General features: G+C 69.1%; 18 protein-coding genes and 1 tRNA gene. 8 read left to right on the top strand and 11 right to left on the bottom strand.

The features are described from left to right. The first annotated feature begins 123 nt into the window (after nucleotides 1-123). Both LT965_RS12785 and LT965_RS12780 read left to right on the top strand, forming a co-directional pair. Nucleotides 124-1,176, top strand: coding sequence for a M42 family metallopeptidase (locus LT965_RS12785; protein ID WP_232701191.1), 1,053 nt, complete (start codon nucleotides 124-126; stop codon nucleotides 1,174-1,176). A gap of 76 nt (nucleotides 1,177-1,252) precedes the next feature. Beyond that, nucleotides 1,253-1,804, top strand: coding sequence for a plastocyanin/azurin family copper-binding protein (locus tag LT965_RS12780; RefSeq protein ID WP_232701190.1), 552 nt, complete (start codon nucleotides 1,253-1,255; stop codon nucleotides 1,802-1,804). A 6-nt stretch (nucleotides 1,805-1,810) separates the two neighbouring features. Here the strand turns inward: LT965_RS12780 and LT965_RS12775 are convergent, their stop codons facing one another. After that, nucleotides 1,811-2,302, bottom strand: coding sequence for a type II toxin-antitoxin system RatA family toxin (locus LT965_RS12775; protein WP_232701189.1), 492 nt, complete (start codon nucleotides 2,300-2,302; stop codon nucleotides 1,811-1,813). A 71-nt stretch (nucleotides 2,303-2,373) separates the two neighbouring features. Between LT965_RS12775 and LT965_RS12770 the strand changes: the two genes are divergently transcribed. After that, nucleotides 2,374-3,087, top strand: a complete 714-nt coding sequence (locus tag LT965_RS12770; RefSeq protein WP_232701188.1) for an NAD(P)/FAD-dependent oxidoreductase — start codon at nucleotides 2,374-2,376, stop codon at nucleotides 3,085-3,087. Nucleotides 3,088-3,188: 101 nt separating this feature from the next. Further along, complete coding sequence (coaBC, locus tag LT965_RS12765; RefSeq protein WP_232701187.1) at nucleotides 3,189-4,343, top strand: bifunctional phosphopantothenoylcysteine decarboxylase/phosphopantothenate--cysteine ligase CoaBC; 1,155 nt, start codon at nucleotides 3,189-3,191, stop codon at nucleotides 4,341-4,343. 31 nt (nucleotides 4,344-4,374) lie between these two features. On the opposite strand, the gene mnhG is transcribed toward coaBC, so the two are convergent. From mnhG to mbhE, 7 genes are read right to left on the bottom strand one after another with little or no spacing between them, the layout of a single operon-like run. Then, nucleotides 4,375-4,716 (bottom strand): monovalent cation/H(+) antiporter subunit G, encoded by a 342-nt coding sequence (mnhG, locus tag LT965_RS12760; RefSeq protein ID WP_232701186.1) that lies wholly within the window; start codon nucleotides 4,714-4,716, stop codon nucleotides 4,375-4,377. Continuing rightward, complete coding sequence (locus LT965_RS12755; RefSeq protein ID WP_232701185.1) at nucleotides 4,713-4,991, bottom strand: MrpF/PhaF family protein; 279 nt, start codon at nucleotides 4,989-4,991, stop codon at nucleotides 4,713-4,715. The genes mnhG and LT965_RS12755 overlap by 4 nt, the downstream gene beginning before the upstream one ends. Further along, the gene (locus LT965_RS12750; protein WP_232701184.1) at nucleotides 4,984-5,565 is read right to left on the bottom strand and encodes a Na+/H+ antiporter subunit E; all 582 of its coding nucleotides are present in this window, start codon (nucleotides 5,563-5,565) and stop codon (nucleotides 4,984-4,986) included. Before LT965_RS12750 ends, LT965_RS12755 begins: the two co-directional genes overlap by 8 nt. After that, nucleotides 5,565-7,166, bottom strand: a complete 1,602-nt coding sequence (locus tag LT965_RS12745) for a complex I subunit 5 family protein (RefSeq protein ID WP_232701183.1) — start codon at nucleotides 7,164-7,166, stop codon at nucleotides 5,565-5,567. Before LT965_RS12745 ends, LT965_RS12750 begins: the two co-directional genes overlap by 1 nt. After that, nucleotides 7,163-7,555 carry a sodium:proton antiporter gene (locus LT965_RS12740; protein ID WP_232701182.1) on the bottom strand — a complete coding sequence of 131 codons (393 nt, stop codon included), beginning with the start codon at nucleotides 7,553-7,555 and terminating at the stop codon, nucleotides 7,163-7,165. Before LT965_RS12740 ends, LT965_RS12745 begins: the two co-directional genes overlap by 4 nt. Then, on the bottom strand, nucleotides 7,552-8,034 hold the full coding sequence (locus LT965_RS12735; RefSeq protein ID WP_232701181.1) for an MnhB domain-containing protein: 483 nt from the start codon (nucleotides 8,032-8,034) through the stop codon (nucleotides 7,552-7,554). Before LT965_RS12735 ends, LT965_RS12740 begins: the two co-directional genes overlap by 4 nt. Further along, on the bottom strand, nucleotides 8,031-10,391 hold the full coding sequence (gene mbhE / locus LT965_RS12730) for a hydrogen gas-evolving membrane-bound hydrogenase subunit E (RefSeq protein ID WP_232701180.1): 2,361 nt from the start codon (nucleotides 10,389-10,391) through the stop codon (nucleotides 8,031-8,033). Before mbhE ends, LT965_RS12735 begins: the two co-directional genes overlap by 4 nt. A 194-nt stretch (nucleotides 10,392-10,585) precedes the next feature. Here mbhE and hpt point away from each other — a divergent pair, with 194 nt between their 5' ends. The 3 genes from hpt to LT965_RS12715 all read left to right on the top strand — a co-directional run bounded on the left by hpt (nucleotide 10,586) and on the right by LT965_RS12715 (nucleotide 12,064). Beyond that, nucleotides 10,586-11,152 carry a hypoxanthine/guanine phosphoribosyltransferase gene (gene hpt / locus LT965_RS12725; RefSeq protein WP_232701179.1) on the top strand — a complete coding sequence of 189 codons (567 nt, stop codon included), beginning with the start codon at nucleotides 10,586-10,588 and terminating at the stop codon, nucleotides 11,150-11,152. 72 nt (nucleotides 11,153-11,224) lie between these two features. Next, nucleotides 11,225-11,920: a type 1 glutamine amidotransferase domain-containing protein gene (locus tag LT965_RS12720; RefSeq protein ID WP_232701178.1), complete on the top strand. Its 696-nt coding sequence runs from the start codon at nucleotides 11,225-11,227 to the stop codon at nucleotides 11,918-11,920. A 69-nt stretch (nucleotides 11,921-11,989) separates the two neighbouring features. Next, nucleotides 11,990-12,064 (top strand) — tRNA-Met (locus tag LT965_RS12715). Nucleotides 12,065-12,316: 252 nt separating this feature from the next. On the opposite strand, the gene LT965_RS12710 is transcribed toward LT965_RS12715, so the two are convergent. Then, the gene (locus LT965_RS12710; protein ID WP_232701177.1) at nucleotides 12,317-13,852 is read right to left on the bottom strand and encodes a lipopolysaccharide biosynthesis protein; all 1,536 of its coding nucleotides are present in this window, start codon (nucleotides 13,850-13,852) and stop codon (nucleotides 12,317-12,319) included. 147 nt (nucleotides 13,853-13,999) lie between these two features. Here LT965_RS12710 and LT965_RS12705 point away from each other — a divergent pair, with 147 nt between their 5' ends. Next, nucleotides 14,000-16,396 (top strand): DUF2298 domain-containing protein, encoded by a 2,397-nt coding sequence (locus tag LT965_RS12705; RefSeq protein WP_232701176.1) that lies wholly within the window; start codon nucleotides 14,000-14,002, stop codon nucleotides 16,394-16,396. Here LT965_RS12705 and LT965_RS12700 read toward each other — a convergent pair. Both LT965_RS12700 and LT965_RS12695 read right to left on the bottom strand, forming a co-directional pair. After that, nucleotides 16,393-16,659 (bottom strand): HAH_0734 family protein, encoded by a 267-nt coding sequence (locus LT965_RS12700; RefSeq protein ID WP_232701175.1) that lies wholly within the window; start codon nucleotides 16,657-16,659, stop codon nucleotides 16,393-16,395. The genes LT965_RS12705 and LT965_RS12700 overlap by 4 nt on opposite strands. A gap of 25 nt (nucleotides 16,660-16,684) precedes the next feature. After that, the gene (locus tag LT965_RS12695) at nucleotides 16,685-17,968 is read right to left on the bottom strand and encodes a hypothetical protein (RefSeq protein ID WP_232701174.1); all 1,284 of its coding nucleotides are present in this window, start codon (nucleotides 17,966-17,968) and stop codon (nucleotides 16,685-16,687) included. Between the last annotated feature and the right edge of the window lie 81 nt (nucleotides 17,969-18,049).

The raw sequence follows: 18,049 nt of genomic DNA, 5'->3' as shown, positions 1-18,049 counted from the left end.
GCTTCGGGCAAAAGGGTTCTGGAACCCGCGACCCGACGACGAGAGTTTCTTCCAGACCGGCGACGGACCCGGGTCGGCCACTGGGAAGCGTGGGTTTAAGTACTGTGAGGCGACGCAGGGGGTATGGCAGTCGACCTCGACCTGCTCCGAGAACTGACGGAGACGGACGGCGCACCCGGCCACGAGGAGCGAGTCCGCGACGTCGTCCGCAGCCACCTCCCGGACCGCGTCGACAACGTGGACACCGACGCGATGGGCAACATGGTCGCCACGGTGGAGGGCGACGCGAACCCGGACGTCGAGGTGCTCGTGGCCGCCCACATGGACGAGATCGGCTTCATCGTACGCCACGTCCGCGAGGACGGCTTCGTGCAGGTCGACTCCCTCGGCGGGTGGGACCCGCGCGTCCTCCGCGCGGAGCGCGCGACCGTCCACGGCGAGGACGGCGACCTCGCGGGCGTCATCGGGGCGCCACCGCCCCACACGGACGAGAATCCACACATGCGGGACACGGACGCCGTGAAGGACGTGTTCATCGACCTCGGCCTCTCCGGGGAGGCGGCCAGCGAGCGCGTGCACGTCGGCGACCGCGTGACACTCACCCAGCGCCTCGAACCCGTCGGCAGTCTCGTCACCGGGAAGGCCCTCGACAACCGCGTGAGCGTCTACGCGATGCTGAAGGCGATGGAACGGGTCGACCCCGACGTGACGGTCCACTACGTCGCGACGACCCAGGAGGAGGTCGGGTTGCGCGGCGCGGAGGCCGTCGGCTTCGACGTCGCCCCGGACCTGGTGTTGAACCTCGACACCACGGCCGCCAACGACATCCCGCAGTTCATCTACGAGGAGGACTACATCACCGAAGTCGGTGAGGGCGCCGCGGTCAAGTTCAAGGACGGCGTCGTCCTCCCCAACCCGAAGGTCGTCGACCACCTCCTCGACGTGGCACAGCGGCGGGGCATCCCCCACCAGCGCGAGGTGCTGACCGCAGGTGGCACGGACACGGGACCGTTCCAGCGGACCCACGGCGCGACACCCGTCGGCGCCATCTCCACGCCGACGCGGTACCTCCACTCGCCCACCGAGGCCGTCCACACCGACGACGTCGACGCGGTCGTCGACCTCGCGTCGGCGTTCCTGGCGGATCTCGACGGAACCGAGACGTACACGCTCTGAGACTCCGCTCCGTCGCGACACCGCGGTGGACGCCCAAACCAAAGTATTCAGTACCCGTCGCTCCCTAGGCTCGCCCATGAACTCGGAAGCAGACGAGGGGATGTCTCGCCGCAGTTTCCTCCGAACTGGCCTCGGCGCAGCGGCCGCCGGAGCGGCAGTCACCGGGACTGCTGCCGCCCAGGAGGAGGGCGAGGGCGGCGGCGGGACGGAAGTCGCGGTCGGCCCGGGCGGCAACAACGTCTTCGACCCCGAGACGGCGTACGTCCAGCCCGGCGGCACCGTCACGTGGGTTTGGGAGTCGGGCGGTCACAACGTCGTCCCCGAGTCGCAGCCGGACGGCAGCGACTGGTCGGGACACGAACCCATCGAGGACTCCGGGTTCGAGTACGAGCACACGTTCGAGACGGAGGGGACCTACGAGTACGTCTGTACGCCCCACGCGAGCCTCGGCATGGAGGGTGTCGTCGAGGTCACCACCGACCCGCCGGAGGAGACTGGCTACCAGTCCATCCTCCCGGACAGCGCGAAGACCCTCGGCGTCGCCGCCATGGGGTCGCTCGTCTCCGTGCTCGGCATGGCGTACTTCTTCATGAAGTACGGCGGCGACTACGGCGACAACGAACAGTAGCGACGACTACCGCGTCTCGACGACCAGTTCGACCGGACGGGGTTCGCCCTCGAGGTCGGCGACGACGCGTTCGACGACCCGCTCTCCCTCCTTCTCGACGACGTCTACGACTCTGTCGACGACCCAGTCCAGCGAGACGAGGGCCGGCAGGTCGACCACGCCGCTGGCGCTGTCCGGGTCGTAGGTGACGACCAGCGTTACCCGCGACCCGGCCGCCGTCTCCTCGATCTCCCACCGCCCGTTCGCCCGGAGGCCGTCGACGACCTCCCAGCGTATCTCGTGGGGTTCGTCGACCCCCGTGACGCGCGACTGCACGGTGTGCGAGAGCCGCCACCACGAGAACTCGATGTCGTACTCGGTCCCGGGCGTGCCGTCGCCGTGCTGGCGGACCGACGCGATGTGCTCGGAGTACTGGGCGTACCCCCGGAAGTCGAGGAGGAACGCGTACGCCTCCTCGGGGGGCACCCGGACGTCGGTGCTGACCTCGAGTGTGTCCACGTTGGGGGTTCGGCCCGCGGGGCCAAAGGCGTACCGCGACGCTTGTAACGCACCGCCGCCAACGAGCGCTCATGAGCCAACGAGTCGCAGTCGTCGGCGGCGGTCCGGCGGGACTGACCGCGGCTATCTACACCGCACGCGCCGGCCTCGAGACGACCGTCTTCGACGCCGGGGAGCCGATTCTCGCCAGGAACGCCCACCTCGAGAACGTGCCCGGCTTCCCGGCCGGCGTGAACGCGCGGACGTTCCTCGAGGCGACCCGCGAGCAGGCTCGCAGAGCCGGCGTGGAGTTCGTGGACGAGCGCGTCGAACGCGTCACTCGAGCGGACGGTGGCTTCCGTCTGGACGCCGAGGAGGCCCACGAGGCCGACTTCGTCGTCGCCGCCTCGTGGCCCGACGTCTCCTACCTCGACGACTTCGAACTGGAGCGCATCGAACGCGGGTCGAAGACGATGCTCTCCGTCGACGAATTCGCCCGCACCGAGGTCGAGGGGCTCTACGCCGCGGGTCGCGTCGCTAGACAGTACCACCAGGCGGTCGTCGCCGCCGGCCACGGTGCGACCGCCGGCTTGGCCGTCGTCGAGGACAGCGACGAACCCATCTACCACGACTGGGTCGCCCCCGAGGGCTACTTCACGGGCCGCGACCGCGACGTCCCGCCGGGCTGTGTGGAGATCGACGAGGCGGAACGGGAGGAGCGAGAGGCCGAGAGCCTGCGGGCGCTGTCGGCGTTCGCGGCTGCCGACCCGCCGACGATGCACCCGAGCGTCGACGACGAGGACTGAGGCGCGCGCTGCACGGAGAACCCCGGTCGCCTCGACGTGCGCTCCCAGCAGCGAGCACGCTGACGACTATTTTTATAGGCAGGGGTGCGAATGCCCAACGAATGCTCGGAGGAGTGAACGTCGCGCTCGGCGTCTCGGGGAGCATCGCGGCGGTGAAGGTCGTGGAACTCGCCCACGAACTGCGCCGACGCGGTGCGAGCGTGCGGGCCGTGATGACCGACAGCGCGCAGGGTATCGTCCACCCGTGGGCCGTCGAGTTCGCCACCGACGCCCCCGTCGTCACCGAGATCACGGGGAGCGTCGAGCACGTCGAACTATGCGGGACCGACGGCTGGGCGGACGTGCTGTTGCTCGCACCGGCGACCGCGAACACGGTGGGGAAGGTGGCAGCCGCCGTCGACGACACGCCCGTGACGACCTGTGCGACGACGGCGCTCGGTGCGGGCGTCCCCGTCGTCGTCGCGCCCGCGATGCACGAACCGATGTACGACCACCCTGGCGTGCTCGACGCCATCGAGCGCGTCGAATCCTGGAGCGTGGACTTCGTCGACCCGCGGGTCGAGGAGGGGAAGGCGAAGATCGCCACCGAGGAGGCGATTGTCCTGGCGGCGGCGCGCGCGGCCGGCGAGACGCCCCTCGAAGATCGGCACGTCGTCGTCACGAGTGGCGCGACAAGCGAGCCCATCGACCCCGTGCGAGTGCTGACCAACCGGGCGTCCGGACGAACGGGGCGGGCGGTCGCCGCCGCCTGCTACGTCCGGGGCGCCGACGTCACGCTCGTCCACGACGGTGACGCGGTGCCGTACGCCGACACCGTCGCGGTGGAGACGGCCGCGGAGATGCTCGACGCCACGCTCGAAGCCTGCGCGGACGCCGACGCCCTCGTCTCGGCGGCCGCGGTCAGCGACTACACGGTCGAACCGAGCGAGGAGAAGATCCGCTCCGGCCAGGACCTCACGCTCGAGTTCGAGCAGACGCCGAAACTCATCGACGAGGTGCGCGACGCTCACTCCGACCTCTCGATCGTCGGGTTCAAGGCCGAGACGTCGGGGAACGACGACGCGATGGTCGACGCTGCTCGCGAGATCATCGAACGCGTGGACCTCTCGTTCGTCGTCGCGAACGACGCGAACGTGATGGGCGACGAGGAGACGCGCGCGCTGTTCGTCACGGCGGACGACACCACCGAGTACGCGGGCGACAAGCGTGGCCTCGGCCTGCGCGTGGCGGACGAACTCGCCGAGATTCTGTACTGAGAGAGTCGGAGAAGGACCGCGGGCAGCCTGGTTACCGCTCGCCCTCGGGCTGCTCCTCGTCGTCCGGCCACTCGGCTTTCCCCCAGAAGGGGACGCCCATCTTCTGGGCGGACCGCGAGATCATGTGCGACCCCGTCGGCGCCGTCAGGAACAGGAAGAGGATGGCGACCAGCGACGGGAGGCCGATGGAGTCCGGGCCGAACCAGGCGTAGCCCGCCAGCAGGATGGAGGCCGCGCCCAGCGTGGCCGCCTTCGAGGTGGCGTGCATGCGGTTGTACACGTCCGGCAGGCGGAGCAGACCGACTGTCCCGACCAGCAGGAAGAACGACCCGACGACGACGAGCGCCGCGGTGAGTAGTTCTGTCGGCGTCATTGGATGATGTCCCCCTCGTCGACGTACTTGGCGACGGTGACCGTGCTGATGAATCCGATGATCGCGAGCACGAGTGCGACCGTGACGAACAGCCCGCGCCCGGTCTGGATGGCGAACAGCACCGCGATGGCGACGACGTTCGTGGCGATAGTGTCCAGTGCGACCACGCGGTCTGGTACGGTCGGACCGCGGATGACTCGGTAGCCACAGAGCAGCGTGAGGAGGCTCACGAGCACGAGCGCGCCTCCGACGACGAGGTCGAGCACGCTACTCATCACCCTCACCCCCGTAGCCCGAATCGGACTTCCCGGGCCGGGGCACCGGGTCGCCCGGTTTGCGTTCCTCGTCGAAAATGACGAGCGCGTAGTCCTCCCAGCGCCGGATCGGGTCGACCACGGCGTCGGGCTCGCGGCCGTCGATAGCGTGTACGTACAGGGTGTTGGTCTCGTCGTCGTAGTCCATGGATAGCGTGCCTGGCGTCAGCGTGATGCTGTTGGCGATGGTGGTGATGGCGAACGGCGTCTCGACTCGCAGCGGCACCTTGATGACCCGCGGTTCGATCGGCATACTCGGCGCGAGCACGCGGCGGGCGACGTCCACGTTCGCGGTCAGCAGGTCGTAGAGGAACGCCGCGGAGTACAGCAGTGTGTACGGCGTCGCTTTCGCGACCCGCACCAGGTCCGTCCGACCGGGGTAGAGCCGCCGGAAGACGCCGGCGACACCGAACCCGAACACGAGGCCGACGAGCAGTTCCTGGACGACGTGGACCGGCGTGAAGTGGACACCGCGCACGAACAGCCACAGCACGGCGAGCGTGAACCCGGCGAGTATCCAGCGACGAACCTTCATCAGTGACCACCCCCCTCCGTCTCGAGTGCTCCACCGTCCGGCAGCACGGTGTCGACGTACTGCGTGCGGTCGAGTGCGGCGTCCGCCGCGTGGCCGGCGAACTCGTACACCGGCTGGAAGCCGACGCCGAGGAGCACGACGGCCGACGCGACGGCCACGAGCAGGGCGACCTGACGGCGGTCAGCAGTCGCGCCCTCGACGGCCGGCGACGGGACGCCCCAGAAGCCGCGGTTCCACGCCCGGGAGACGTACGCGATGGTGAACAGCGCGCCGCCGAGCGCGACGGCGAGCGCGAGCCACGACTCCGCGACCACCGCGCTCTGGAAGACGAGCAGCTTCCCGAAGAAGCCGGTTAGCGGCGGCAGGCCGACGAGGCCGAGGCCGCCGATCAGGAACGCGCCCGCGACGACCGGTTGGTTCCGCGCGATGCCGTCGAGGTCGTGGAACCGGGTCGTCCCGAACGCGTCCTTGATCGTCCCGGCGACGAGGAACAGCAGCCCCTTCGAGAGCGTGTGGTTGAGCGCGTAGACGAGCGCGGCGACGATACCGAGTCGCCGGACCGCGGTCGCGTCGGCGGGCGCGAAGGCGGCCACCGACAGCGGCAACACGATGAACCCGACCTGCCCGATCGAGGAGTACGCGAGCAGTTCCTCGACGTGGTCGGCGCCGATCGCGGACAGCCCACCGAAGAAGATGGACAGTGCCGCCATCACGAGGACGACTGGCGCGAAGTACGCGAGTGCGCTCCCGTCACCCCACGGGAGGCCGGCGAGCGCGTCGAACTGCGCGGCCGCGAACACCGTGAAGTAGAGCCGGACGAGCGCGTACATCCCGACTTTCTTCACGACGCCCGCAAGCATCGCGGCCACGGGGGCCGGAGCGGCGTCGTACGCGGCGGGTACCCACCACTGGAACGGGACGACGCCCGCCTTCACCGCGAACACCGTGAACAGCAGCATCGAGAGGCCGAGCACGGGCGCCAGCGAGACGCCGTACTCCGCGGGGCTGGCGACGCGCATCGCGATGTCGGCCATGTTGAGCGTGCCCGTGGTGGCGTAGATGCCGCCGATGGCGAGCAGCATGATGGCGCTCGCGACGAGGTTGAGCACGAGGTAGTTGAGGCCGGCGCGGGTGTGCTCGCTGCCGCCGTAGAAGACGACGAGGACGTAGCTCGCCATCAGCATCACCTCGAACCAGACGAAGAGGTTGAAGATGTCGCCCGTGAGGAACGCACCGGTGACGCCCGCCAGCATGAAGTGGAACAGCGGGTGGAACGTCAGCTTCTCGCCCAGTTCGTCCATGAACAGCACGCTGAACAGCAGCGCCGGCACGGCGAGGACCGCGGCCAGCGACAGCATGAACACCGACAGCGCGTCCGCGACGAAGACGATGGCCGCGGGCGCGGGCCAGCTACCGAGGTTGTAGGCGACGATGCCACCGCCCAGTACCCTGGCGGCGAGCGCGGCGACGACGCCCGAGTAGGCGAACACGCCGAGGACGCTCAGGGCGCGCTGGACGCGCAGACTGCGGCGCGCGACCAGACACAGAACGGCGGTCGCCAGCGCGACGAGCACGGGCGCGACGACGAGCTGTTCGGTCACCGAACCACCTCGTCGATGCTACTCAGCTCCTCGGCGTCGATGGTGCCGTGCTCCTCGTAGACGCGGTAGGTCAACACGAGCGCGAACGCCGTCGTCGCGAAGCCGATGACGATGGCCGTCAACACCAGCGCCTGCGGGAGCGGGTCCGCGACCGGTCCGTGCGGCGCGGCCTCGTGGCCGATCTTGTCGAGGACGGGGACGCCGGTGCGGATGCCGCCCATCGTGATGAGGTAGACGTTCGCGGACTGGCTGATGACGACGACGCCCCAGACGACGCGTACGACGTCGCGCCGGAGGACGAGGAACGTCCCGAGCGCGAACAGCAGCCCCAGTCCAATCGCGAGGACGAGTTCCGGGCCGGCCGTCGCGGCGGTCGATTCGGCGCTCATTCTGCACCCACCACCGAGAGGATGGTCAGCAGTGCGCCGACGACGACGGCGTAGACGCCGAAGTCGAAGGCGACTGCGCTCGCCACTTCTATCTCGCCGTACAGCGGGACGTGCAGGTAGGTGTAGTTCTGAGTCATGAACGCGAGTCCACTGTCGGTGTAGAGGTAGCCGTAGCCGATGGCTGCGAGGCCGCTGAGCACGGCGACGAACAGCCCGAACCCGAACAGCCAGCGGTAGTCCGCGACGACGCCGTGGCGGATGTGCTCGATAGTGGTCTCGACGTCGCGGCCGAGCACGTCGTCCTCGAGGAAGTCGAGGCTGTACGCGATGTAGATGAGCGCGAACGCACTCGACGTCAGGACGCCCGCGATGAACCCGCCACCGGGCTGGTTGTGGCCCTGCAGGAACAGGGCGAACGAGACGACGAGGATGATGGGGACGACCACGCGCGTGACCGTCTTCACGATGACCGTCGTCACGACGCCTCACCCCGTTCGCGCATGGCGACCAGAGTCAGCACGGAGAGGGCGGACATCGCGATGACCGCGATCTCCCCGAGCGTGTCGAGGCCCCGGAAGTCGACGAGGATGACGTTCACGATGTTGCCACCCCCGCCCTTCGGGATCGCCTGCCCGACGAAGTACTCCTTGATGGACTTGGTGGGAGTGGCGACGGTGGTGACGAGGACGGTGACGGTCACCGTCGCGCCGACGAGCAGCGACAGCGCGGCGTCGCGGAGCGCCCGGGAGCGTTTGACCTCGCCGTAGTACGCCGGGAGCTTGTCGAGGACGAGCACGAAGATGACCAGCGTGAGCGTCTCGACGGTGAGCTGGGTGAGCGCGAGGTCGGGCGCGCTCGCGAGGATGTAGAAGATGGCGACCATGAACCCCAGGATGGAGAGGGTGAGCACGCCCGCGATGTGGGAGGGCGCGATGCCGACGGCGACCGCGGCGACAATGGCCACCAGCAACACGAGCACCATGGCCGGCGAGACGAGCGTCGTCGTGCTCGTGGGGACCGAGACTTCGGCGAGCAGGTAGCCGCCGAGCACGAGCAGTACCGAGACGGCTAACGTCCACGTCGCGTACGTGCGCAGGAGGCCGTTCTGGACGGTGTTGGCGGCCTGCACGCTGACGCGGTTCAGACCGAAGACCGTGCCGTCGTACCACCAGTTGGCGCGCAGCGGCGGGACCGCGGCCATGAGCGCGTTCAGGCCGTCGTGGATGCGGTCGTAGAATGGGTACGTCGCGGCCCCGACGAGGATGGTCACCGCACTCATCGCGGCGTAGGGGGTGAGTTCCGTCGGCAGGTAGTAGTGGAAGCCGTGGGCCTCCTCGGCGGCGACGCTCCCGACCACACTCCCGACGAAGTTGTCGACGGGCACCGGCGCGACGCCGACCGTCGAGAGCACGCCGCCGAGGCCGACGAGGGCGGCGAGCGTCCCGAGGAGCGCGGCGGGCACCCACATCGTGGCCGGCGGCCGGTGGATGTGGCCGAGCGCCTCGGGCCGGTCCCCGAAGAACAGCGACATGAAGCGGATGGAGTAGAGGAACGTGAAGATACTCCCGAACACCGCGACGACGGGGTAGAGCCACGCGAGACCGCCGGACGCTTCGGCCGCGTAGTATGCCGCCTCGAAGAGGAGTTCCTTGGAGTAGAAGCCGTTGAACGGCGGGACGCCCGCCATCCCGAGGCTGGCGACGACCGCGACGGCGGCCGTGATGGGGAGGTCGTCGGCGAGTCCGGAGAGGTCGCCAATGCGTCTCGTGCCGGCTTCGTGGGCGACGATGCCCGCGACGAGGAACAGCGGCGCCTTGAACAGCGCGTGGTTGAGGATGTGGAAGGCGCCGGTCTCCGCGCCGTAGATGGAGGCGAAGCCGAAGCCGGCGACGATGAGACCGAGGTGGCTCGCCGTCGAGTACGCGAGCAGTTCCTTGATGTCCGTCGCGGTGACGGCGAGCATCGCGGCGACGGTCATCGTGAGCAGACCCATGACGGTGAACAGCAGCGTCCACTCGTCGGTGAGGAGGTACGGGCGGAACCGGCCGACGAGGTAGACGCCGGCTTTCACCATCGTCGCGGAGTGGAGGAACGCGGAGACGGGCGTCGGCGCCTCCATCGCGTTCGGCAGCCAGATGTGCAGGGGCACCTGTGCGGACTTCGCGGCCGCGCCGATACCGATCAGCGCGACGGCGGGCACGAGCAGGCCGGCGTCCCTGAGCATCGTGCGGTACGGTTCGGGGTCGGTGACGAGCGCCGCGAGGTCGAACGTGCCGGTCGCCGACCAGACGAGGAGGAACCCCGCGAGCATGAACAGTCCGCCGCCCACGGTGATGAGCATCGACTTCCGGGCGCCGTAGCGCGAGGCCCGTTCGCCCGTGTAGTGGCCGATGAGGACGAACGAGGCGATGCTCGTCAGCTCCCAGAACACGAACAGCACGAGGAGGTCGGCGGCGAACGCGACGCCGAGCATCGACCCCATGAACGCGAGGAGCGCGGTGTAGTACTTCGCCTGGCCCGGTTCGCCGTGCATGTAGCCCGCCGAGTAGGTGAAGATCAGGACGCCGATTCCGCTCGCCAGGAAGCCAACCAAGAGCGCGAGACCGTCGACGTAGAACCGTAGTGAGACGTCCAGTGCGGGGATCCACGCGAAGGTCACGGTGCCCTGGGCACCGTACTGGCTGGCCGCGAGTCCGAAGCACGCGAGCGCCACGGCGGCGGCGTAGTAGGCCGTGCGCTCGCCGAGCCACCGGAACACCGCCGGCGTGAACGCGGCGGCGACGAACGGCAAGGCGACGAGCGTCACCACTGCCGCAGGGTCCGGGTTCGGTGTCACAGGTTACCCTTCGGAGGGCGGCGCTTAACAGTTCTCAATCTTCGTCGTGCGTGCGCGTACTGCCCGCAATCCTCGCCGGAACCTGCGGCGGTATCGGGGTCCGCCGACAGCTCGCACCGCGGCCAGCGAGCGTTCGTGCCGGACCCGGCCGACTCGTTCCGTCACCTTTTATTCCCGGCAAGAGTATTCCCGGCATGGATAGGCTCAAGCAGTCCCTGCTGGACGCCCCTATCATCGAGAAAGACGGCTATCACTACTTCGTCCACCCCATCAGCGACGGGGTGCCGATGCTGGAACCCAGTCTCCTCCGGGAGATCGTCATCCGCATCATCCGGAAGGCGGAACTGGAGGACGTCGACAAGATCGTGACGCCCGCAGCGATGGGTATCCACATCTCCACGGCCGTCTCGCTAATGACAGACATCCCGCTGGTCGTCATCCGCAAGCGCGAGTACGGCCTCCCGGGCGAGGTCGCGCTGAGCCAGCAGACGGGCTACTCGGAGAACGAGATGTACATCAACGACGTCACCGAGGGCGACCGCGTACTCGTCCTCGACGACGTGCTCTCGACGGGCGGCACGCTGCGCGCCATCACGGACGCCCTCGACCACATCGGCGCTGACGTCGCGGACGTCGTCGCGGTCATCAAGAAGGCTGGCCCGAACGAACTCGAGGAGGGCGGCATCGACGTGAAGACGCTCATCAACGTGGACGTCGACGACGGCGACGTCGTCATCGTCGACGAGCACGGCGACGGATAACCCCCACACAGTCGGACGGACTCGCGGGTGGTCGGCTACTTTTCCGTCTGCCGGAACTACTAGCGAACAGCCATGCCATCAGCACTGTTCGTCGTGAGCGAGCACGGCTACTGGGGCGAGGAGTGTATCGAACCGCTGACCACGCTCGACGACGAGGGGTTCGACCTCACCGTCGCGACGCCGAGCGGCGACCCGCCGGTCCTCGACGAACGCTCGGCAGACCCCGAGGAGGTCGGTGAGGAGACTGCCGAGTGGGTGCGCGAGGTCCACGAGACCGACGAGCGACTGAACAACCCGAAGCCCACTGCCCGCGTCGAAGCTGCGGACTACGACGCGGTCGTGTTCCCCGGCGGCCACGGGACCGTGTGGGACGTGAACCAGGACCGCGACGCGCGACGCGTCCTGCGGAACGCGCTCGCTGGCGACAGCGAGAAGGCCCTGGTCGTCTGCCACGCGGTGGGCATCCTCGCGTGGGTCCGCGAGGCGAAGGCACACGACGAGGACGCCGACTTCGTTGTCGACGGCCGCGAGGTGACCGGCTTCCCGAACGCCTGGGAGGCCGACATCGTCGACGACGACGGCCGGATGCCCGACGGCCGGAAACTCCCCTACTGGGTCGAAGAGGAGGTAGTCGCGGCCGGCGGCGACTGGGACGCGGAACTCGACAGCGACACGAGCGTCACCGTCGACGGCGACCTCCTCACCGGTCGCGGCCCCGAGTCGTCGGCAGCGGCGGCGCAGACGCTCCTCGAGGAACTCGACGCGTAGCCGGGGAGAGAATCCCCACACGGCGGCCGAAACAGAACCCTTAACTGAAAGACCGGGTTACGGAGAGGTAGCGGGATGGGATAGCCAGGAGATTCCGCCGGGCTCATAACCCGGAGATCGGTAGTTCAAATCTACCTCCCGCTACTTCTCCTGCGAAACCAACTGCGCAGTCTCGTCTGCGCAGTTTTTCCATCCGTGTAGTAGTCGGTGTAGATTCGAACCCTGAGTGACGCAGCCGAGCGCAGCGAGGACCGTCACTCTCCGGTTCAAATCTACCTCCCGCTACTTCTGGCGCGTAACCGAACGCGGAGTCTCGTCTCCGCGTTCGTTTCCATCCGTCTCGAGAGTAGAACCGAGCGACAGCGAGGTTGGCGTCGTTCGACTGTCGGCCAGCGGTCAGAAGGGGACGGCGTCGGCGACGTCCTGTCTGTAGCGGCCCGAGAGCTCCCGGACGACGAGCTGGTCCCGTGGGTCGATGCCGAGCAGCCGCAGTGTCGCGACGTAGGTGACGATTCCGGCGGCCGCGCCGAGGCCGATTGCGAGCGGTCCGTCGACCGACGTTCGGACGCCCAGCATCACCGTCGTCATGGCGACGCCGGCGGCGAGCGGCCTGAGGAACGACGTGTCGAACGGCCAGAGTCCCTCGAAGCGGCGGAGCAACAGGACCTGGAGGCCGTTCTGGACGGCGATGGCGATAGACGTGCCGAGCGCCGCGCCGACGAGGCCGAACTCGCGGACGAACGCGTACGTCAGGGCGACGTTCAGCACGGCGAGCAGCCAGTCGAGACCCATCCGGGCGTACTGGTGGTCGGTCATCATGAGCAGCCAGCCGGTCGCACCGACCGCGCTCCCGACGAAGACGCCGCCGAGATAGACGACGAGGGGGACGTAGCCGCGGGCGTACGTCGGGCCGAACACCGCCAGCAGCTCCCGACCGAACACAAGCTGGACGGCGAGAATCGGCACCACAGTGGTGACGATGAGCCGCGTCACCGAGGAGTACACCGCGTTGAGCGTCTCGATCCGGCCGCTGGAGTAGAGCCGGGAGGCGACCGGCGGCAGTAACTGGTTGAACGACAGCAGGGGAATCCACGCGATGGATATCAACACGAGGACGACGTTGTAGATGCCCGCCGAGACGGCCGTGAGCATCGCGCCGACCAGGAGGAGGTCGACGCGGTTCTGGAACACCTTGCCGAGGCTGCTCATCGCGACGGGTGCCGCGTGGTCGTAGAACTGGCGCAGTTCGGTCCGTCCGCCCCGGAGCGTGGGTCTAACGCCCGTGACGTTCGCGGTGGCCGGATATCCGAGGACGACCAGCAGCAGCGTGCAGACGACGAACGCGCCCGCGATGCCGACCACGGAGTAGCCGAGTGCGAGCGCCGCGATCGCACCGACGAGTCGGACGCCTGGACGGAGGAGTTTGTTGAACAGGACTTCGCCGCGGGCCGACCCGGCCGCGCGGAAGGTCGCCGCGTAGAGCATCACCAGGCCGAGCAGCAGGACCAGCGCCCCGAACAGCCGCATCGCGGCCGGGAACGACGGCTGCTGGACCGTGACGTCGTTGATCCACGGGGCCAGCACCCAGACCCCAGCGGCGATGAGTAGGCCGACACCGAGCGTGGTCGCGTACGCCAGTCCCGCCAGTCGCGACTGCCGCGCCGGGTCGTCCTCGGCGGCGGGGAGGTACCGCTGGAGCGTCGGGACGCTGCCGAACGTGACGAGTCGGGACAGTAGCTGTGCGATCCGCCAGCCGAGCGCGTACACGCCGTACGCCACGGGGCCGAGGCCGCGCGCGAGCACGAACTCTGCGGCGGTGATCAGTACTCGTTGCGCGGAGACCCCTCCGGAGGTCACGACGGCGCCGTGCGCGATCGTCAGTAGTGCCTGGCGCTCGTCGTCCGTTACCACGTCGTCCTGCCCACGTTCCATCGGTTGCTATCCGCCGGGTGTCCGCTCCCGCCATTAAGTGGTTCGATGCACGGAATCCCGGCAAGGAGTGGGGAGTACCGGCGCGTCCACCGTCTCTGTGACTGCGAACCCGAAAGCGTTTGCCGTCGCGTCGACTCGTTCCGGTCGATGGAGTACGGTGTCGTCGTTCGCTGGTGGCTCCTGTTCCAGGTGTTGCTGGTCGTCGGCCTCCCGTTCGCCGCGCGCGTGCTGCCGGACGCGCCGGACCGCGGGGCGTCGCTGGCGATGCCGACCGCGCTCGTGTTGTTGACGCTGCCACTGTTGTGGGTCGGGCAACTCGCGTTCGGCCTGTGGGTGGTGGTCGCCGTCGCCCTCCTGTTGCTCGCGTTGTCGGCGTGGTTGGCGCGGGGCGGCATCGAAGTCGACGCCCGTGCGTACGCGGAGGTCGTCGCGGTGTTCACGGTCGCGTTCCTCTTCCTGCTCGCGATTCGGGCGGCGAGCGACGGCGTCCACCCGTTCGCGGGCGAGAAGTTCCTCGACTTCGGCATCCTGCAGAGCCTGCTGCGAGCGGACCGGTTGCCGCCACAGGACATGTGGTTCGCGGGCGAGCGCGTCATCTACTACTACGGCGGCCACCTGATGGCCGCGGCGATGTCGCTGCTGACGGGGACGGAGGGGCGGTTCGCGTACAGTCCCGCGCTCGCGGGGTTCTACGCGATGGCGGTCACCGGCGCGTACGGACTCGCCGGCACGATAGCGGCGAGTGCGAGCGACGAGGAGGAGACGGAGCCGGTTCGCGGGTCGACGGCACTCGGCGTCGCGGGCGTGGTGTTCGCGCTCGTGCTCGTCGCGACCGGCGTGTCCTGGCACCTGCTCGTGTTCCCGGCGGCGCTCGCTGCGGCCGCAGTCACGCGTTCGCGGCGGGTCCGCGCGGGCGTGCTCGCGGCGTTCGTCTTCGGGTTCGCGAGCAACCTCCTGACGCCGGTGCGACTGCTCGCGGCGAAGGTGGGGCTGGTCGAGGACGTCGTGGCGGCCGCGGGGATGCGTGAGGACCTCGCGCCCTCGATCACGCCCGGCACGTTCGACAGCTGGCACGCGAGCCGTATCGTCGAGACGGGCATCAACGAGTTCCCGCTGTTCGCGTACCTGAACGGCGACCTGCACGGCCACATGATGGACGTCGCCGTGCTGTTCCTCGTCGCGGGCGTGGCCCTCGCGTACTACCAGACGGCAGCGGAGCGCAGGCGGCGCCGGGCCGCGCTCCTCTTCGGCGCGATGCCACTGCTGGCGGCGACGATACTGGCGACGAACACGTGGAGTTTCCCGACGGTGCTCGGCGTGACGGCGCTCTCTGTCGCGCTCGCCGACGCCGCCCCGCACACGCTCGTCCCCGGGAGATTCCGGCGGGCCTTCGAGCGCAACGGACGCGTCGGCGCGGAACTCCAGCGCGTCGCGTTCGGCGTGGCCGTCGCGGCCGTCGTCGCGGTGGTGTCGCTGGCGCTCGTGTGGCCGTTCGTCTGGAACGTCCTCCTGGTCGGCGCGAGCGAACGGAGCCCCGCGTTCCTGCCGGAGCCGAGCCGACTCGGCTCGTTCGTCCTGGTCCACGGCCTCTTCCTCGCCTCGCTGGGCGCGTACCTCGTCGCTCGTGGCTCGCGGGACCGCTGGGACTGGGCGCTCGTGGGGGTCGCCGCCGTCTTCCTCGTCACGCTGGCCGCGACGTTCGACCTGGTCGTGGCGGGCGTCCCCCTGGACTTCGTCGGTCTCGCGCTGGGCGGGCCGCTGGTAGCCGGCGCGTGGCTGCTGCGGCGGCGTTCGCGAGTCGGCTTCGAGGGCGTGCTGGTGGTCGCGGGCGCGGGCCTCGTCGTCCTCGTGGAGTACGTCTACCTCGCGGACAACGCCTCCCCGGAGCGGTTCAACACGGTGTTCAAGGTGTACGCGCAGGCGTGGGCGCTCTGGTCGGTGGCGGCCGGCGTGGCACTGGCCTCGCTCGCACGCCGCCGGGTTGGCTCGAACGCACGACTCAGGTCGGCTGGGGGAACGGCTCTCGTCACCGTGCTGGTCGTCTCGGCGTCCGTCTACGGCGGCCTGGCGCTGACGAACCACTTCGGCCAGATGGACGACCCGACCATCGACGCCATGGAGTACGTCCACGACGAGCGACCCGGGGAGGCCGCGGCCATCGAGTGGCTCCTGGAGAAACCGGGCCAGCCACACCTCGTCTCGGCACCGGGACTCGAACCCTACTCGTGGCAGAACCCGGAGGCCAGCCTGACGGGGATACCGACCGTGGCCGGGTGGATACAGGAGACGATATACCGGGGCGACGACGCCTACTACACGCGAGTCAGCGACGTGGACATCGTCTACGAGACGGAGGACCCCGTCTCACGGGCGGTGCTGCTGCGGAAACACGATGTCGACTACATCTGGGTCGGCCCCGTTGAGCGGGAGCGCTACGACGTCGCGAACGTGGCGGACGAGCCCGGCATCTCGATAGCGACGGTAACGTCATCAGTGACCGTCTACGCCGTGAACCGGACGGAACTCGTCGAGACGCAGAACTAGACCGCGAGGTCGCCGGCGCGCTTGATGACCGTGATGTCCTCGGCGTCGGCGGTGTCGACTTCGAGCCAGTGCGGGATGTAGTTGCGCTTGTCGTAGTCCTCCTGCTCGTCGGCGTCCCCCATGACACACCAGAGCTGGACCTCCTCGGGACCGTGCCAGTCGCCGTTACGCGTCACCTGGAAGAGGACCTTCTCCTCGCCCTCGTACTCGATGATGGCGTCACGGCGGACGCCGGGGTCGCCGTGGATGATGAGCCGTCTCATACCCGCGGCTTCGGAACACGACCGATTAAACGCTTCGAAGCCCGCTCCGACCGACCGACGCGCCGAGGAGGTACGCCAGTGGCGCGAGCACCGCGAGCAGCGGCACCCACGCGAGCAGGACCACCGTGGGGCCGAGCAACGCGACCACGCCGACTACGGGGGCGACGGCCGCGGTGAACCGGCGCCAGCGCCGCCCTCCGTCCCGGTTCCGGGTCGCGCCGAGCACGGCGAACACGCCAACCTGCGCCGCGAGACAGCCAGCGGAGAGCGCGCGCCCGACGGTCCAGCCGAAGACGCCCGGGTACGCGAGCGCCCCGACGAACGCCGCGACGACGCCGACGCTGAGTGGGACGCCGACCGCGGCAAGCCCGAGCGAGAGCGTGGTCGGGGGCTCCCTGAGCGCCGCGGCGCCGACGGCGACCGCGGTGACCGCGGTGAACAGCAGGACTGCGCCGGGGAGCATGAAGTACAGCGACACCGCCCCGGTCGCCACGAGTGCGAGTGCGACGGCACCACCGGCGGCAACCGCGGCGCCGCCAGCAGTACGGGCGTCCACGCTGGGCGTCACCTCGACGGCGGTGTCGACCCCCCGGAACAGCAGCGAGAGGACGACGACGAACGGGACGAGGACGAATGCCGCGCCGCGCAGGAACGCCGGCCCCGTCTCGGCGACGAGCGCGAACCGCGTGGCGGCCGCCGAGACGGGACCGTGGGTCGGCGCGAACGCGACTGGTTCGGCGTCCACGGAGTCGTCCCACCCTACCGTCGTATCGCCGCGGTCGTGGCTCGCGACCACGTACGTGCCGGGCGCGTGAACCACGAACCGACCGGTGTTCACCTCCCACCCGGTCTGCGTGCGCGTGAAGGCGTCCGCGACCACGACGCCGGCGATCGTCTGGTAGCCGAAGGAGTCGTCGACGTACTCGACGACGGCCGTGTCGCCGACGAGGCGGACCGAGAGCGCGTGCTTCGACTCGTCGAGGCCGGCGTCGGTCGTGGCGAGTGCGTGCGCGACGGCGTCGGTGTTGTTCGCTACCCAGGCCGCGTCCGCTGGCTGGAGAGTGTTCTGCGCGACGAACTTCGCACTCCCGTTCTCGGCGAGGTGTACGTCGAGTCTGGACTCCCCGACGGTGACGGAGGGACCACCAGCGTCCTCGACGGCCGTCTCGAAGTGCGCCTCGCACGCGCCACAGACGTCTTCTGGCGGTGGCGCAGCACCCGCTGTGGCACCGAGCGGCGCGAGCAGAGCCAGAACGAGTAGCGTCGCGAGGACGACTGTGAGGGAGGTGGAGGACAGGCGGGGGGACACACACGACCCAGTGCTGGCCAGTCCCAAATTCTTTGCCCGACGGCGACCGGCCGTCGGCGCCCTCGAACCAAACGGATTTTA

The organism is Halobacterium wangiae, from assembly GCF_021249345.1.
Classification (GTDB): Archaea; Halobacteriota; Halobacteria; order Halobacteriales; family Halobacteriaceae; genus Halobacterium; species Halobacterium wangiae.
Note: the sequence above shows the minus strand (reverse complement) of the source record. Positions and strands in the feature narration are given on the sequence as shown.

Excerpts from the sequence above, each read along its gene's own strand:
- LT965_RS12785 (WP_232701191.1), top strand. The coding sequence starts at position 124 with ATGGCAGTCGACCTCGACCTGCTCCGAGAACTGACGGAGACGGACGGC.
- LT965_RS12780 (WP_232701190.1), top strand. The coding sequence starts at position 1,253 with ATGAACTCGGAAGCAGACGAGGGGATGTCTCGCCGCAGTTTCCTCCGA.
- LT965_RS12770 (WP_232701188.1), top strand. The coding sequence starts at position 2,374 with ATGAGCCAACGAGTCGCAGTCGTCGGCGGCGGTCCGGCGGGACTGACC.
- coaBC (WP_232701187.1), top strand. The coding sequence starts at position 3,189 with ATGCTCGGAGGAGTGAACGTCGCGCTCGGCGTCTCGGGGAGCATCGCG.
- mnhG (WP_232701186.1), bottom strand. The coding sequence starts at position 4,716 with ATGACGCCGACAGAACTACTCACCGCGGCGCTCGTCGTCGTCGGGTCG.
- LT965_RS12755 (WP_232701185.1), bottom strand. The coding sequence starts at position 4,991 with ATGAGTAGCGTGCTCGACCTCGTCGTCGGAGGCGCGCTCGTGCTCGTG.
- LT965_RS12750 (WP_232701184.1), bottom strand. The coding sequence starts at position 5,565 with ATGAAGGTTCGTCGCTGGATACTCGCCGGGTTCACGCTCGCCGTGCTG.
- LT965_RS12740 (WP_232701182.1), bottom strand. The coding sequence starts at position 7,555 with ATGAGCGCCGAATCGACCGCCGCGACGGCCGGCCCGGAACTCGTCCTC.
- hpt (WP_232701179.1), top strand. The coding sequence starts at position 10,586 with ATGGATAGGCTCAAGCAGTCCCTGCTGGACGCCCCTATCATCGAGAAA.
- LT965_RS12720 (WP_232701178.1), top strand. The coding sequence starts at position 11,225 with ATGCCATCAGCACTGTTCGTCGTGAGCGAGCACGGCTACTGGGGCGAG.
- LT965_RS12710 (WP_232701177.1), bottom strand. The coding sequence starts at position 13,852 with ATGGAACGTGGGCAGGACGACGTGGTAACGGACGACGAGCGCCAGGCA.
- LT965_RS12705 (WP_232701176.1), top strand. The coding sequence starts at position 14,000 with ATGGAGTACGGTGTCGTCGTTCGCTGGTGGCTCCTGTTCCAGGTGTTG.
- LT965_RS12700 (WP_232701175.1), bottom strand. The coding sequence starts at position 16,659 with ATGAGACGGCTCATCATCCACGGCGACCCCGGCGTCCGCCGTGACGCC.